The sequence below is a fragment of the Autumnicola edwardsiae genome, from assembly GCF_031846505.1.
Taxonomy (GTDB): domain Bacteria; phylum Bacteroidota; class Bacteroidia; order Flavobacteriales; family Flavobacteriaceae; genus Autumnicola; species Autumnicola edwardsiae.
Map to the genome: position 1 here is coordinate 1 of NZ_JAVRHP010000076.1, position 15,448 is coordinate 15,448.

At 39.0% G+C, this 15,448-nt stretch carries 13 protein-coding genes and 3 pseudogenes; all 16 read right to left on the minus strand.

Annotation, left to right across the window (positions count from 1 at the left end; translation table 11 throughout):
• Window positions 1-16: 16 nt before the first annotated feature.
• Window positions 17-182: pseudogene (locus RM529_RS18130) on the minus strand (HYC_CC_PP family protein); the annotation flags it as partial.
• 266 nt (window positions 183-448) lie between these two features.
• A pseudogene (locus RM529_RS18135) lies at window positions 449-559 on the minus strand (IS982 family transposase); the annotation flags it as partial.
• A gap of 525 nt (window positions 560-1,084) precedes the next feature.
• Window positions 1,085-2,029, minus strand: coding sequence for a DUF1259 domain-containing protein (locus tag RM529_RS12785; protein ID WP_311485171.1), 945 nt, complete (start codon window positions 2,027-2,029; stop codon window positions 1,085-1,087).
• Window positions 2,030-2,428: 399 nt separating this feature from the next.
• Window positions 2,429-2,611 (minus strand): chromate transporter, encoded by a 183-nt coding sequence (locus RM529_RS18140; protein ID WP_311485182.1) that lies wholly within the window; start codon window positions 2,609-2,611, stop codon window positions 2,429-2,431.
• A gap of 3 nt (window positions 2,612-2,614) precedes the next feature.
• Window positions 2,615-2,848 (minus strand): Fe-Mn family superoxide dismutase, encoded by a 234-nt coding sequence (locus RM529_RS12795; protein WP_311485183.1) that lies wholly within the window; start codon window positions 2,846-2,848, stop codon window positions 2,615-2,617.
• Between the two features lie 190 nt (window positions 2,849-3,038).
• Window positions 3,039-3,392: a PepSY-like domain-containing protein gene (locus RM529_RS12800; RefSeq protein ID WP_311485172.1), complete on the minus strand. Its 354-nt coding sequence runs from the start codon at window positions 3,390-3,392 to the stop codon at window positions 3,039-3,041.
• Window positions 3,393-3,465: 73 nt separating this feature from the next.
• Complete coding sequence (locus RM529_RS12805; protein ID WP_311485173.1) at window positions 3,466-4,731, minus strand: sensor histidine kinase; 1,266 nt, start codon at window positions 4,729-4,731, stop codon at window positions 3,466-3,468.
• The gene (locus RM529_RS12810) at window positions 4,728-5,411 is read right to left on the minus strand and encodes a response regulator transcription factor (RefSeq protein ID WP_311485174.1); all 684 of its coding nucleotides are present in this window, start codon (window positions 5,409-5,411) and stop codon (window positions 4,728-4,730) included. The genes RM529_RS12805 and RM529_RS12810 overlap by 4 nt, the downstream gene beginning before the upstream one ends.
• A gap of 428 nt (window positions 5,412-5,839) precedes the next feature.
• Window positions 5,840-6,472: a hypothetical protein gene (locus tag RM529_RS12815; RefSeq protein WP_311485175.1), complete on the minus strand. Its 633-nt coding sequence runs from the start codon at window positions 6,470-6,472 to the stop codon at window positions 5,840-5,842.
• Between the two features lie 11 nt (window positions 6,473-6,483).
• Window positions 6,484-7,173 (minus strand): HupE/UreJ family protein, encoded by a 690-nt coding sequence (locus tag RM529_RS12820; RefSeq protein WP_311485176.1) that lies wholly within the window; start codon window positions 7,171-7,173, stop codon window positions 6,484-6,486.
• Window positions 7,174-7,226: 53 nt separating this feature from the next.
• Window positions 7,227-7,439 carry a hypothetical protein gene (locus RM529_RS12825; RefSeq protein ID WP_311485177.1) on the minus strand — a complete coding sequence of 71 codons (213 nt, stop codon included), beginning with the start codon at window positions 7,437-7,439 and terminating at the stop codon, window positions 7,227-7,229.
• 50 nt (window positions 7,440-7,489) lie between these two features.
• On the minus strand, window positions 7,490-8,743 hold the full coding sequence (locus RM529_RS12830; protein WP_311485178.1) for an MFS transporter: 1,254 nt from the start codon (window positions 8,741-8,743) through the stop codon (window positions 7,490-7,492).
• 32 nt (window positions 8,744-8,775) lie between these two features.
• On the minus strand, window positions 8,776-9,972 hold the full coding sequence (locus RM529_RS12835; protein ID WP_311485179.1) for an efflux RND transporter periplasmic adaptor subunit: 1,197 nt from the start codon (window positions 9,970-9,972) through the stop codon (window positions 8,776-8,778).
• Window positions 9,973-10,005: 33 nt separating this feature from the next.
• The gene (locus RM529_RS12840) at window positions 10,006-14,406 is read right to left on the minus strand and encodes a CusA/CzcA family heavy metal efflux RND transporter (RefSeq protein WP_311485180.1); all 4,401 of its coding nucleotides are present in this window, start codon (window positions 14,404-14,406) and stop codon (window positions 10,006-10,008) included.
• A gap of 202 nt (window positions 14,407-14,608) precedes the next feature.
• Complete coding sequence (locus RM529_RS12845) at window positions 14,609-15,010, minus strand: hypothetical protein (RefSeq protein WP_311485181.1); 402 nt, start codon at window positions 15,008-15,010, stop codon at window positions 14,609-14,611.
• Window positions 15,011-15,245: 235 nt separating this feature from the next.
• Window positions 15,246-15,448, minus strand: a pseudogene (locus tag RM529_RS12850) (efflux RND transporter periplasmic adaptor subunit); the annotation flags it as partial.

The following is a 15,448-nucleotide window of genomic DNA, read 5'->3' on the forward strand; positions in this document are numbered from 1 at the left end:
CGGGAACTGTTTAAAATCAAATTAAATAGGTCTCGTTTAATTCTTGCACATCCCCGTATGAGATAGGGCGGCGTATAATCTTTAAAAGGGATGATGTTTTCATCCAAGCCCTCAAAAAGATTAATGTTAGTATAGAAGAAAGTGGCAACAAAGGCTTGTTGCTCAAAAGTTAGATTTACAAAAATTTGAGAGTTTTAGTTGATATTAACTTTTTTTTTAATCTTTTATTAAGAATACTATGCGCTGATAATCAGTGGTAACTTTAGTTTAGTTCACCTTGAAAATCCACCTGCTTTGCAGGTGGTTATGTTCTGACGGCTATGCCTAATTTTTTGTCATGAGTAAATATAGGAAATTAAGCCATTTTGGGACCAGGGCTACTTTGTGAGTACGGTTGGACTTAATGAGGGAACCCTAATTAATTCAAGTTTCCAATTATCGGATACATTTATCGAACTGCCATGACGAACAGGATCAATTTAAGGATAAACCCATTAGCAGTCACAGCGTTTATGTGCCTTGGCATCAATGCGCTGATCTGGCTGATTGTGGTCTCTATCCTTATATTGTGACAGGCCTTGACAGGGAAGGAATCAATGATATATACAGGTTCCCAAGTTCCATAAATAAGCCCGAATACTGGTCATGCCTCCTAAATGACGCCTGCCGTCGGGCAGTAAACAGATAACAGCAGGACTTGTAATTTTATTTCATACTTCAAACACTTTTGACAGAATGTAGCACTTTCTGGACACTTCATCAAAGGTTCATTTTCATTCATCTCCTTTATCCATACCTGACCACGCTCTTGGCACGGCCTTTTCCATAAGGCTCGATACCTTGGCTCTTTACCAAAGCACCTTATGGTGGTTTAATGCTCTCACCTGTAGGACAGCACCGGTGGGTCACTTCGGCTGCGCTCAGCACAGGCGGTTTTACCATCTTATAAACAGTTGCATAACGATTTTCAGCCGTTCGTTACTCTCGGCACACGTATAGCGGATATCAGGGCGATTACATGTCCGCAACCACAAAAATTCATTTAATGCAGAAACTTTGAATTTTTCAAATTTTTTTTAAATTTTTAATTTTCCACGCCTGTTTTGTCTAATGCTTCTCTCAATCCTCTAGCCAATTTTTCTGCCGGTCCCACACCCCAATAATGCAGAAAGAAAATTCTTGGATTTTCGTGAACCATATGGTTATGGAGAGCAACTACTTCAATTCCATTTTCAATTAATACATCAGTTACCGGTTCCACTTCATTTTCAAGCATAGCAAAATCACCTGCCACAGCAGCTTTTTCATTAGTGCCTTGCCAGCTTGCCCAGATATTAAAGCCCATGAATGTACTAACTGGTGCACCGTGTTCTTTTAAATTCACATCAGGTCGTCCAATAGTAGTTTTATACACTCCGTTATTCATAGTGCCGCTATATCCCAAAATGCTATCTATCATCCTTGTGTCCAGAGTATTTTGTACTGTTGAAACAGCTGCACTTGATGGATCGGCACTTCTAATTTCAGTTATTTTATCAAAAACCGCTTTGACACTTCCAGCTAATTTTTTTTCATCTCCCATACCACCTATATGCATATACCATATATCGGGTTCCATACGTGCAAAATGGTTGTGGATTCCTGTGATTGTTAATCCTTGATTTATTACTTCTTGTTGTACTGGTTTTAGGTCTTTTTCTGTAACAACAATATCTCCCATAATCATAGGTTGATCTGAGGTTGGAGCGAATGCAACCCAACTGCCCAATCCCATAGGAGGAATAATTTTAATTCCATCGACCATAACATTCAAGTCATTTTGAGGAACTGTAATCTTAAATTGTCCATCTTGCTCTTTTCCTTCCATCCCAAGAACCGATTTTAGTGTTTCAATATCAATCGCCTTTAATTCTTTATTAATTTTCGAAGGTTTTTCAGTCGATTCTTTTAAGCCTTCTTTCTTTGCAGATTGCTCGCAACCAAAAGAAATTACTGATATTGCTACTAAATAAATCCATAATTTTTTCATAATTCTGCTTTTTGTTATAATTTCAATTTTTGCTTTTTTATATAACCTCCAACGTCTCGGGCTATGAACAGTTGCCGAATTTAGCCCAAAATCCCGCAGGTACAAAACGGCACGGGAAAATCTGTAATATTTTGCGGCTTATTTCGCGTGTCGAAAAAACTTTTTATAAGCGTCCAAAAAAACTCTTATTTTTATCCAAAATCGCCCAAAAATCGGTTGATTTCTACCTGTTCTGGAACGTTTTTTCAGCATCCGAAAAATGATTTGTGTTCAAAAATGGGCGAAAACCAGCTAAATACCCACCGTTTTTGCCATTATTCTGTCCATTTTACATGTTGCATACCGACTTTTACACCAGTCACGGTATAAGGCAACATGTAAGAATAAGCGCATTTCAGGCTAATGAAATCCCGGTGAAATAAAGAGAATTCCGGCAACCGACTCTCCTTTGGTCTTGTGCAAAAGCCACGTTAGATAGGTGTCCACTTGTTGCGCTTCCGGGCCTGGCAACAACATACAATAGTTCAGTACATGTAAAAAGTGGTTTTCACTGATCCACTTTTTTCTTCTATCAGTATTTATACACTACTGCAATTTGTCCGGCGGGTCCTCCGAAACTGTGGAGGCTACTTTTACCCATACTTTCAGGGCTTTTTTGAAAGTTAAATTTTCCAATAGAAGTATAATGGCACCGTTATATTGTTCTGCTATATTATCCCAATTAATAATGTCTAATACTGTATCGACAAAATCCCCTCTTTTGTTTTTGTACTTTAAATCGTAAGCATGCTCCCATCCATCTATTACTAAAATAGGAATAACCCCGTTTGCGTAAGTTTTTGATAATTTTCACATTGCAGAAGTGTAAGGACTGTGAATAGGAGATTACCAATAATCCATACCGATGGTATGGATTATAATAGAGCTGAGATATGCACGAGTCGAAAATCATTCTTTTTTCTCGGCACTTCCCAGCTCCTATAAAAGGTTCAAAATCCTTTGGGAAACATTATCGATGATCATCTTCACCATCTTCACCATCTTTGTGGCTTTTCTCTTTTTTGAGCACTAATTTTCCTTCCAGACTAAAATAGAGTTCATAATAGGTTTCATCTTCGTTCTCAACCTCAAGCTCATACATAGTGCCCTTATCGGTCTCGACCTTTTCCACCTCCTCTATTTCCCATTCGGCGTATTCCGAGTTCTTAAAAGCATCCTGTACGGCTTTGGGTAGTTCAGAGAACTCAATGGATTTTTCACTTAGCTCCTTGATATCGGATTGAGCTGTTGCTGTGGCTATACTGCCTCCTATAAAAAGTAATGAGAGCAGCAAAATGCGAAATAGGTTTTTACTTGTGTCCATAATAATAAAATTTTAAGATTAAACATTTATTTAATTCAAATGTAAACAGCAAATCTGTAGAAATTTTGGAGAATCAAAAATATATAGTGAATATGTGTTGATCACCTTTATAATTGTATTTTAACTTCCAATTGCTTTTATCGGCAATTTTATAGGCAATGGACAGCCCTAGGCCCCACGACTCTGGATTATTGGAAGATTTACAGAATCTTTGGAACAATTTTTCTTGACTTATTCCTTTTTGACTGCCGGTATTAATAATAACCAATTGGTTCTTGTCTAATTTTATGCTTACTTTTCCATCTTTCACATTATGTAAAAAGGCATTTTTGAGCAAATTCTGGATGAGAATTTCGGTAAGCAGCTCGTTTCCTTGAGCAGTAGCACTATTGCTTATATCAATTTCCACTTTAATATTCAAGATTTCCTGCTGTTCGTCATAATATTCCAGCGATCTGTCGATTATTTCATTGACGTTAACCTCGTCCGTCATCAGGAACTGACTATTTTCTATTTTGGACAGCAGCAGGAGCGTTTTGTTCAGTTTTTTTAGCCGTTGTGTAGAGCCAATGATACTTTCTACAATGGCTGCTTGTTCTTCCGTCAACATTGTTTTGCCCACAAGTGCTTCCAGTTTTGACTGAATTATGGATAAGGGTGTTTGCAACTCATGGGAAGCGTCCCCAATAAACTGTTTTTGGTTTTCAAATACTTCTTTGTTTTTCCGGGTCAGCTCATTCACGGCTTCATTCAGCATCCGGAACTCATCTATATAGGTAGATGGCAATTCCTGCAATTCCTGTTTATCAAATCTAAAAAGCCGAAGTTTTTCGAGTATTTCAAAAAACGGCTTCCATATTTTTCGGGAGATAAAACGTTGGGATAAATAAAAAGACAATGCTAACCCCAGAAATAAGCTTCCGAGTGTAATGGCAATTGTACCGATCATTTCTGCCGCCTCCAGGTGAGGCTTTATAATTTCCAGCCGGTAATGTTTGCCCTGTAATTTCGCAAAAGTGGTCAGCTTGCGGTATTCATCAAACTCATCATCAACAGGCTCATAAATGAGGGTGTCGGTGTAGCTTTCGTAACTTTCCTGAAATACAGTTTCTTCAACAGTATAAAAGGTAAAATCGTCCAGCGGGTTGTCTCCTTTGAATGGAGCTTCAGGATTTACTTCAAGATAAGCCAGCAGGTTATCTTTGCGGTTATACAGCACTTCATCCACATTTTGAAGTACGTTCCAATTTAGTACCAGGTAAAATAATATTGAAAAAATCCCGAACAGGATCAGGAAATAAAGTAATTGAATGCGGGAGGTGTAGGTAAGCAGTTTCATAAAGACTTAATTTGATAACCAACACCATAAATATTACTTATTTCCACCTGAGCACCGGCATTTTTTAATTTACGTTTCAGGTTTTTAATTTGGGAGAATAAAAAATCAAAACTCTGCGCCTCATCTACATAATCGCCCCATATATATTCTGCCAATGAAACTTTGGTAAGTACCCGCTTGTGATTACTGATCAAGTGGGTGAGTATGGCATATTCCTTTTTAGTCAGAGAAAGCTCACTTTCAAGTTTGTTGACCCCAACAATGTACTGATCCGGTTCGATTATAAGGTTCGAATAATGAACCAATTTATTCGTCTTAAATTGTTTCCTTCTGATAATTGCTTTTATGCGGGCATTTAGTTCGGAAAAGTAGAAAGGCTTGGTCAAGTAATCATCCGCCCCCAATCCCAGGCCTTTTATTTTATCATCAAGGGAATCACGGGCAGAAAGGATGATTACCCCGTCAGTTTTATTTGTTTTGTGAAGAGCTTCAAGTAGATCGAACCCACTACCATCCGGCAGGTTTATATCCAGGATAATACAATCATAATCATAGAGATTAATACGCTCAGTACCTTCCCAATAATTGCCTGCGGTATCACATGTAAACCCTTCCTCTATGGCAAAGTCTTCAAGGCTTTTTAGCATTTCAGGTTCATCTTCTATTATAAGCAGTTTCATAATTCCAAATTAAAGAATTAATTCTGTAGAACCGTTGGCAAGATTTGGTTCTTCCCCTTTTTTTGTGTTGGCTTTAAGGGATGAAAAAAGCTGGATGTGCCGAGTGTGCGCTGACAGAAATTTTCACAAAATGCGAAGCGAAAGGTTCTTTATAGCCAGTCGTCTCTGTCCTTGTCCGGTCGCACTGTTGGTAAAGCCGAGTCAGTCCGGTGGTAAAGTCGGTCTTGAGACATCTTTTTTATTATTTACATTTTATTATTTGTAAAAAGGTTGCATTGATGATTGGCTGTAAACACAACATTTACCTCGGAAATAGGATTTTTCAAAAGGTTGATTTTTAAAACTTACAGATAATAATTTGTGCCTGCTAAATGGAAGGCTATTTCTATTAGGTTGTAGAAATTGACCTTCCATTGCAGGACTTAAAATTATAATGCATACTGACCTTTCAGCCTAAAATTCACTATAACATCTTCATTACTGGTATTTCTAAAAAACCATCCGTGTCTTCCTTCATAAGGGGCTAAAAAAGTACCCACCATATTGTTGGAATTGGCAATGGTGTAACTTTCGAAGTAAACTTCCTTTACTTCTTTTTCTTGTTTGACCTCACCGTGAAAATCGAAATAAAGAACCTCACCATTAGCGGTAGTCCATTCGTATTTCATTTTCCCGTATTTGAGCATATTTATTTTAAATTCAATTCCTTTTCCCGCCGGGACAATTACTTTTGTTTCATCTTCACGGGATTTTAATTGAGTGGTTGGAGGTGGGTTATCGGCCTCAGCGGGTCTTTCCACATTGGGCCCTGAACCTGCCTTTTCCAATTTAATTGTTGGGTTCGATGCACTTGGAACCATAGCTCCTAAGGTATTTGTACCTGCTGCTTCTGGCACGTAAAGCTTACTGAATCCCAATAATTTTCCCGCACCTGTGGGATCCATTCCGTATTCTGCTGGTAATACTGCTACAACCAATAGTAGCACACCGACAATTAGTGAAATGACGGTTGCTTTTATAATTTTACTTTTTTCCAATACTGGATGATTCATTTCTGACATAGTTGTTTTTTTTAAGATGTAAAGTAGCCTGTTAATTGAAAGCCGAGCAATAAAAACCCAGCGGCCATCAAAGCTGTATTTGTAATTGTTGAAAATTTCATAAAACTACGTTGTCTTCTCCATACGGTTATAAGAATCAACACTACTGCTAAAGCAATAAATTGTCCTATTTCTACACCAATATTGAAGCCTATTAGGTTGGTAAACAATCCTTCTCTATCAAAATTGAATTCTTGTAATTTGCTTGCAAGACCAAAACCGTGGAATAACCCGAATATCAAAACGGCTGCCTTGGTATTGGGCTGTTTGCCGAAGAACCGCTTAAATCCGCCTAAATTATCAAACCCCTTATATACAATGGATAATGCTATAATCGCATCGATTAAATACGCATTAATATTGATGTCGGCTAAAACACCTAATAATAAAGTGGTACTGTGACCAATTGTAAAGAAACTGACATATAAGAGTACTTCTTTCGGTTTATATAGAAAGAAAATGACACCGACCAAAAATAACAGATGGTCATAGCCGGTAATCATATGTTTAGCTCCTATATAAAGAAATGGGCCAAAGGCCACGCCGCTATTTCCCAATAGAAACGTTTGTGTGTTTTCATCAACACCGTGCGCAAATGCAGTACTACAAAGTGCGCAAACGATGGTCAATATCAAAAAGGATATTATTTTTTTTATTTTCATAGTAAACTTGATTAAATCCCATCTTCCATTGCGCTAAAATGGGATTCTGGTTATTAATGGGCGTGCCCGTGAGATTTCACCTGCTCTAAACTATCCATTGTTTTTTCGCGGGCCATTTGGATGCTATCCTGCGTCCTAAGCATTTCTGCATTGTTATCTTTTTTAATTTCCTCCTGCGTTGTTGGTGCTGTGTTGTTTTTTGGTTCTTCCCTGCAAGAGGCCAATAAGGCCAATGCGACTGTTGTAATAAAAAATACTCTTTTCATAATTTATTGATTTTGATATTAGTGATTAAAAAATTTATTATTCTATGTTCTTAATTTAAATTGATTTTAATAATGGGCTTCTCTTTTGGCCTTAGCAACAGAAACACGACCAATAACAGCGATAATGTTATAATGCCACCATAAAGAAATTCCTTTTCGGGGAAATTGGTTCCCAAAAATCCAGCTATTGGATAAGCGATTGCCCACCACAGATGTGAAAATGCAAAATGGGAACCATATACTTTGCCCTGTTCTTCGTCAGCGATATTTTCTCCGATAAGCGTTTCCGAAGGTATTTCTGCCAGACTTTGTCCCAAACCTGCGATGATCCAAAACACAAATAGCAGAGAAAAATTTAGGTAATTTGCGGCACTAATTGCGAGGCCTAATACTAAAGCTCCCACTATTAAGGAAACCTGCCTTGATTTAGTTTTATCAATAGCCCCGGAAACGAAGGCGGCCACCGTTGCGCCAATACCGAAGGCAGCCATAATCAAACCATATTCCCTATCGGTTAGGCTTAAACCGCCTTTTACAAGAATTATGGTATTTACCAAAATAAAAGCTCCGGCCATCGCCGACACCAGTTCTATGAAAAGGGCAAAACGTATGTATTTGTTTTGAAACAAGAGCTTAGCCCCTTTGGTAACATCTTGCCAAGTGGTAGGGTGTTTCTTCGAGACATCTTCCTTGGGGGCATTCAAAAAACTTTTTGGAAGGGTCAAGAGCAAAATCCCTGCGATAATAAATGTTGCCGCATCGACCAAGAATATTTCCCTAGCACCCAACCAGACTGCAAGTATACCTGCCAATCCTGGTCCTAAAACCCCTAATAGTTGATACGTGGCAGCCGATAAACCGATAGCTTGCCGATATAGTTTTTTATCTACAATTTGTGGAATAATAGACCTGTAGGTGGGGCTAAAAAAGGCATTAAAAACATTCATAAGAAATACCAGAACATAAATTTGCCATTCAGCGGTAATGAACGGTAGCAAGGCAACAAGACCCATTCTAATAAAGTGGGTCGTGTACAGAATCTTTTTTCGGTCAATCCGGTCGGCAAGCACCCCTGCAAAAGGCGAAAAGATAATAAAGGCGGTTACCCTCAATGTGAGGGCGGTGGCCAAAATTACCGCAGCCCTGTCTTCCCCAAATTGATAGGCCAATAATGCCAAACCGACCCAAGTAAAGGCATCACCCAACAAGCTGATGGTCTGCGCGAGATATACTTTTGCAAACAACTTGTTTTGTAACGCCTGAAAGGGTTCTGTTAATTTGGATATAGCCTTGCCGATTTTCATTCTGATCTTCTGGAATTATTTTTTAATTGGAACTATTCTTCTTCAGAATTTCGCAATGCGGACAAGATGGAATAAGCATTTTTGGTAACAGGCTTAAAACTGTTGACATCAGCACTTTCAGCAAGAGTTATGGCCGTGTACCCTTCCTGCTCAATTCCTTTTTTAACCTGTTCCAATCTAAATGTATAACCATTGTCAGATTTTTCGGTTTGAAAGATTACAAAATCTTTCCCCTCATATTGAACAAGGGCTTCCGATGGAATGGCCTTTTGCTTATTTGTACCGCTTTCTATCCAAGCTTTCACATACATACCGGGCAAAAGACCTTTTTCATCCCCCTTGTTGATATGGCAATGCACCGGGGTTATACGGTCGTTGCCAGTCGCTTTTCCAATTAAAAAAACCTCGGCGGTACGGTCAAACATATTCTCATTGGCAAGTGAAAACTTAACGGTTTGGCCAACTTCGATTTTTCCAAGACTTTTTTCAAAGGCATTCAATGCCAAATGAATATCGTCCAAATTAACTACCTCAAAAAGCACATCTTGTGGCGATACATAATCGCCGATATTCACATTGCTTGTTTTTACAAAACCTGTAATAGGGGAATAAAGGTTGGCAGTCCGGGAAATATTCCCGTTTTTAACGGAATTCCTACTAATTCCGGCAAGTGCAAGTTGTTGTTCGTACGCCTTGACCCGACCTTGTGTTATTTTATAATCTGAAGAAACCTGTTGAAATATTTTTGCCGAATTGATGTCTTCCTCCCTTAATTGTTTTTGTCTGTTGTATTCTTCTTCCAGAAATTGGAGCTTGCTTAAACTTTCCAAATAATCCTGCTGGATTTGGATAAATTCAGGATTTTCAATCGTAGCCAACACCTGTCCTTTTTTAATCTCCTCACCGGGCAGTCTTCCGGCGGTTTTTAAATATCCCCCCAAAGGTGCAGATACAGAGGCCATACTTTTTGGCTCTACATCAACGACACCGTTTAGCTTCACGATATTGCTAAGATTTCTCATTTCGATCTCCCCGGTTTCAATTCCGGCGAGATTGTATTGATCTTTGGTAAAAGTGATTTGTTTGGATCCGTTGGTAGCAGGTTGTTCCTCTTTCATAGAGGATTCTTTGGAAGAATCCATTTTTTCAGAATCCTTGTTGCCGCAAGCCACTATAAATAGGGTGGATAAAATGAGCAGCGAAATTTTTGTATTAAATTGAATTTTCATCTTTTTATATTTTAAAGTGATACCACTTGATTTTTACAAGCCCAATAAGGCTTCGATTACTATGATGGACTGGTTATATTGATAAAGTGTATTTAAATATTCTGTCTGAATACTATTCGCCAAAGTGAGGTTTTGCAGGTATTGGGCATAAGAAACATTACCGCTTTTAAAGCTCTTTTCAGAATTGTCAATAATGAGTTCCGCTTGTGGCAGCGCTTCATTTTGATAGTAATTTAAAGTACCCTGAAGTTTATAATATTCCTGCAACAAACTTTGCAGTTCCCCTTCTAATTGAGTCTGGTTCAACTCAATTCTAGATTGGGCGATATCCTCTTCTATTTTTGCAGCATTTATCTTAGAACGATGCCCCCCAGGAAAAATAGGGATGGAAACACCTACTTGAAAATAGGAAAACCGATCACCACTATCATATTGAATGTCCTGACCATTTATAAATTGATCCCCAATAAAGGTTTGGCTGTTATAACCGAACATAATATCCGGTAAAACTTTGTTCCTTTCCACATTGGTCTCCCGTTTCCTTACGGCCAATTGTTGTTTTAAATAAACGTACAGAGGGCTTTGCTCCACGGATTGGCTTTCGATATCCAAATCAATCTCGCTGGGAACCAGTTCAGCATCAGCAACACTAATATTATCATTGGTGTTCAAGACTACCTGTAAGCGTTTTTTGGCAATTCTCATATCGGCCTCGTTCTGTTGAAGCTTGTTTTTTATCTGCATCGATTGTGTTGCCGAGGTCACACTTTCCAGTTTTGTAGATTCACCAGTTTTATAACGCATTGAGCTTGATCTGTCCAGATTGCTATAAAGGCTATCTTGACGCTGTAGCAATTGTTTATTTTCCATTAAGAACACATACCTTAAATAAGCAGATTTTACGTCTGCAATCAGTTCATTTTCGGCTATGGCCTTTCGTTGCTCACTGCTTTTGACCTTGGCTTTCGCCAATTTGAACTGACTTGTGTAAACCGTAGGGAAATTGATTCGCTGTGTAACTCCATACAGATTATCTTTTATCGTGGGCGTATTAAATTCTCCGCTTGAATAGGAAAATTCTGTTTTAGGAATGGTTATCGCACCGTACTTTCCCGTTTTTTCAACATCTATGTCATATTCCGCAATCTTAATACGGTTATTGTTCTGAAGGGCAGTTTCAATGGCCTGCTGTAAAGTAAGTTTCCGCCCCTGCACCTGATCAATTTCCTGTGCTTGAAGCTGCATCGCCGGAAAAAACAGTCCGCCACTCACGATTAAAATGGTGACTATTTTCTTTCGCTTAAAATTGAATTTGACCTTTCCTTCGGTAAAATAGATGTAGAGAACCGGTAGGACAATAAGCGTTAATGCTGTAGCCGTAATTAACCCCCCTATTACCACCGTGGCCAATGGCCGCTGTACCTCTGCACCGGATGATGTGGCCAATGCCATTGGCAAGAATCCAAGGGCAGCTACGGTAGCGGTCATTAATACCGGTCTCAACCTCACGCGTGTACCTTTAAGAACACGTTCATAAGTATCTGTGATTCCTTCCTCTTTTAGCCTGTTAAATTCTGCAATAAGCACTATTCCATTTAAAACAGCAATTCCAAACAAGGCAATAAAACCAACCCCTGCCGAAATACTAAATGGCATACCACGAAGAAGCAGCGCAAACACGCCACCAATAGCAGATAAAGGTATGGCCGTAAAAATGAGTAAACTTTGTTTTATAGAGCCAAAAGCAAAATAGAGCAGTATTAAGATTAATAGTAAAGCTACAGGTAGTGCGACCATTAATCGCTGATTGGCCTCTTTCAGGTTCTGAAATTGTCCGCCGTAGGTTACATAATAACCTGGTGGCATATCAACATTAGTAGCCATAATCTGCTTGATGTCCTCAATAATACTTTGAACATCCCTGTCACGTACATTAAAGCCAACCATAACCCGACGTTTTGCATTATCCCGTTGTATTTGGACGGGGCCGGGCTCAAAGGATACATTGGCAACCTCACTAAGTGGGATTTGTTGGCCTTCGGGAGTACCTATGTATAGATTTTCAACATCTGTTATATCGCCACGGCTTTCTTCTTGCAGACGTACTACGAGATCGAAACGCCTTTCCCCTTCAAATACCATTCCCGCCGATTTTCCGGCAAAACCGGTTTCAATGGCGTTATTTATATCGGCCACATTCAAGCCATATTGCGCAATTTTATCACGGTTTAATTTGATCTTGATTTGAGGTAAACCCGTAATCTCCTCCACATATAAATCGTTGACCCCTTCTACAGATTTTATTTTCTGTCCCACTTCATTGGCCAAATCTGAAAGGGTGGACAATTCTTCCCCATAAATCTTCAGTACCACATCTTGTTTTGCCCCGGTCAATAATTCATTAAAACGCATCTGTATGGGTTGTTGAAAACTAAAGGTAGCGTTAGGAATAACTGATAAAGATTCCTGCATTTCCGCTATCAAACCTTCCCTACCATCGGCAATTGTCCAGTCGTCTTTCGGGCTCAGGATCACCATCATATCGCCGGCCTCAATGGGCATAGGATCCGTTGGTATTTCCCCAGAACCAATTTTATTGACCACTTGTGTTACTTCGTCTGGATATTCCTTCAATAAAATGGTCTGCGCTTTTTGGGAAACATCGATCAACTGCTGAACGGAACTTCCCACAGGAACCCTGGTTTCCACAGCAAAATCCCCTTCATCCAATTGGGGGATAAATTCGCCACCCATATTGGCAAACACTACCAGTGTTATAACAAATAAGCCTATTGCCAATCCAAGTACCAAAAGTTTCGCGCGAAGGGCGGCTTCTATAATGGGACTATACATACGCTGGAAGAAATCCATCATTTTATCGGAAAAATTCCTTTTATGTGCTGTTTTACGACCTAGCGCAAGGGCGGACATCATCGGGACATAGGTAAGCGATAATATCAAAGCCCCCAGAATAGCGAACATCACCGCTTGTGCCATTGGGTGGAACATTTTACCCGCGACCCCGCTCAAAGCCAAAATAGGCAGGTAAACGATGAGTATGATAATTTGTCCAAAGGCAGCGGAGTTCATCATTTTACCCGCTGAGCTTTTTACTTCAACATCCATTTGTTCCGAAGACAGCTTTTCAACCCCGGCATACTTCTTTTTACCGCTATGAATACCGAACATTACAGATTCAACAATAATCACCGCCCCATCTACGATAAGACCAAAATCTATCGCCCCCAAGCTCATCAGATTACCCGCGACCCCAAAGAGGTTCATCATTGCTATTGCAAATAACATTGAGAGGGGTATGACCGATGCTACCACCAAGCCACCACGTAGGTTACCCAAGAAAAGTATCAAAACAAAAATAACGATCAATGCACCTTCTACAAGATTTGTGGTCACGGTGCCGATTGCACGATCCACAAGATGTTTTCGATCTAGAAAGGGCTCAATGGTCACCCCTTCGGGAAGGGTTTGCTTAATTTGTTCAATTTTTTCCTTTACATCGGAAATAACTGCGGAAGAGTTTGCTCCTTTGAGCATCATTACAATTCCAGTAACCACTTCACCTTCACCGTTGCGGGTTGCGGCACCATAACGGATCCCGTGGCCAAACTGTACTTTGGCGACATCCCTTATCAGTATGGGGGTTCCATTACTTTCCCTGACAACTATCTTATTTATTTCATCCAGATTGTTGACCAAGCCTTCACTTCTAATAAAGTATGCATTGGGGCCTTTATCAATGTAAGCCCCGCCCGTATTCTGGTTGTTCATTTCAAGTGCCGTAAAAATATCTTCAATGGTTACATCCATACTTTGAAGCTTATTGGGGTCTATGGCAATTTCATATTGCTTTACAAAGCCACCAAAACCGCTCACTTCGGCAACTCCTTTCGTTCCCAATAACTGCCGTTTAATGATCCAATCCTGAATCGTTCGCAGTTCGGTAACATCGTATTGGTCTTCATAACCTTCTTCAGGAAGTACGGTGTATTGGTATATTTCCCCAAGGCCTGTTGTAACCGGTGCCATTTCAGGTCTTCCCACCCCTTCCGGAATTTCATCTGCTGCGGATGATAGGCGTTCCTGAACTTGCTGCCGTGCCCAGTAAAGATCGGTATCTTCCTCAAAAACGATGGTTACAATAGAAAGGCCAAAACGGGAAAATGACCGCATATCCTTTATTTCAGGGATGCTTACCATTGTCTGTTCGACCGGAAATGTAACAAGCTGTTCGACCTCTTGCGCGGCAAGGGTGGGGGAAACGGTTATGACCATTACCTGATTATCCGTAATATCAGGTACGGCGCTTATGGGCAGTTTGGTAAGCGAATAGGTTCCCCACCCAATAAGGAACAAGGTTAATATTCCGACAACAAGCTTATTGTTGATCGAAAACTGAATGATTTTATCTAACATTATAGTAGAAAAATTTTAAGATGGAAAAATGAAAATGGAAATCACCAAGAGCTGATTTTATAGGCCTTTTTAAAAAAGTGCATATATTTTTTAATGCTAAAGATGAATATAGTTATGACAAAAGATTGTTGCATAACTAAATCGTGATATAAGACGTATCAAGCTTAATTGAAGCTTGAAAAATAAATATCACTTTAGGGAATTAGGAAGAAGGAGGTCCCCGAAGGGTATAGGAGGAAAAAATTGAAAAATATGGAATTATGGGATAATCCCGAAAGCGTTGCTTTTCAAAGTTTGCGTGCCAAATAAATTGATTGTCTATATCAACTATTAAAGCGGAATTTTGGAGAATTTTTGTCTTAACATTTAGGGTTTTAACATCTCCGGTTACATATTTTAAAGTCCTTTCATTTGAAGAATGCTGAAAGTGTTCAAATATGTGGCTTAGTTCTAAATGTTCTTGAGCTATTTGTTGAGAACCTTTTTCAGAAAAACTAGAGAAGGAAATATCTTCACCATTGGAAATATCAGTATGAGGCACGATGTCGTGACCAAGCATAATGATGGCTGCCGTGAAAAATAGTATATTTCTAAATAACTTCAAAAAGTTGGTTCTAAAATATTTGCGAAAATAGCAATTTTATTTTTGTTAAAAAAACAGAAAAGGCATTTAGTGAGAAAAAGTTTTTCAAGGATATAATCAAAGTCTATGCTTTCACTAAATTAAAACCCCATCATTCGAAAAACTATGCGATAATTTTGGGAATTTACTGAATAGTTAATGATTTCAATACGAATAATAAGGCTCTAGCTATTCAACGTGGTGTATTAATTATCTATTACAAAGAATCAATTGTACTCCCACAGGTCATCATCTGCTCCCCATAATATGGATTGCGTATTTCTTTATTGGTGCTTAGCCAAAATGCACCTTTGTTATTATTGGCCATCGGACATTTCTGAATTAATAATTGAGGGTCGATATTCTTAATATTCATTACAAGGGGCACCATATTTTGATTCAATACAACAAAATGATTTC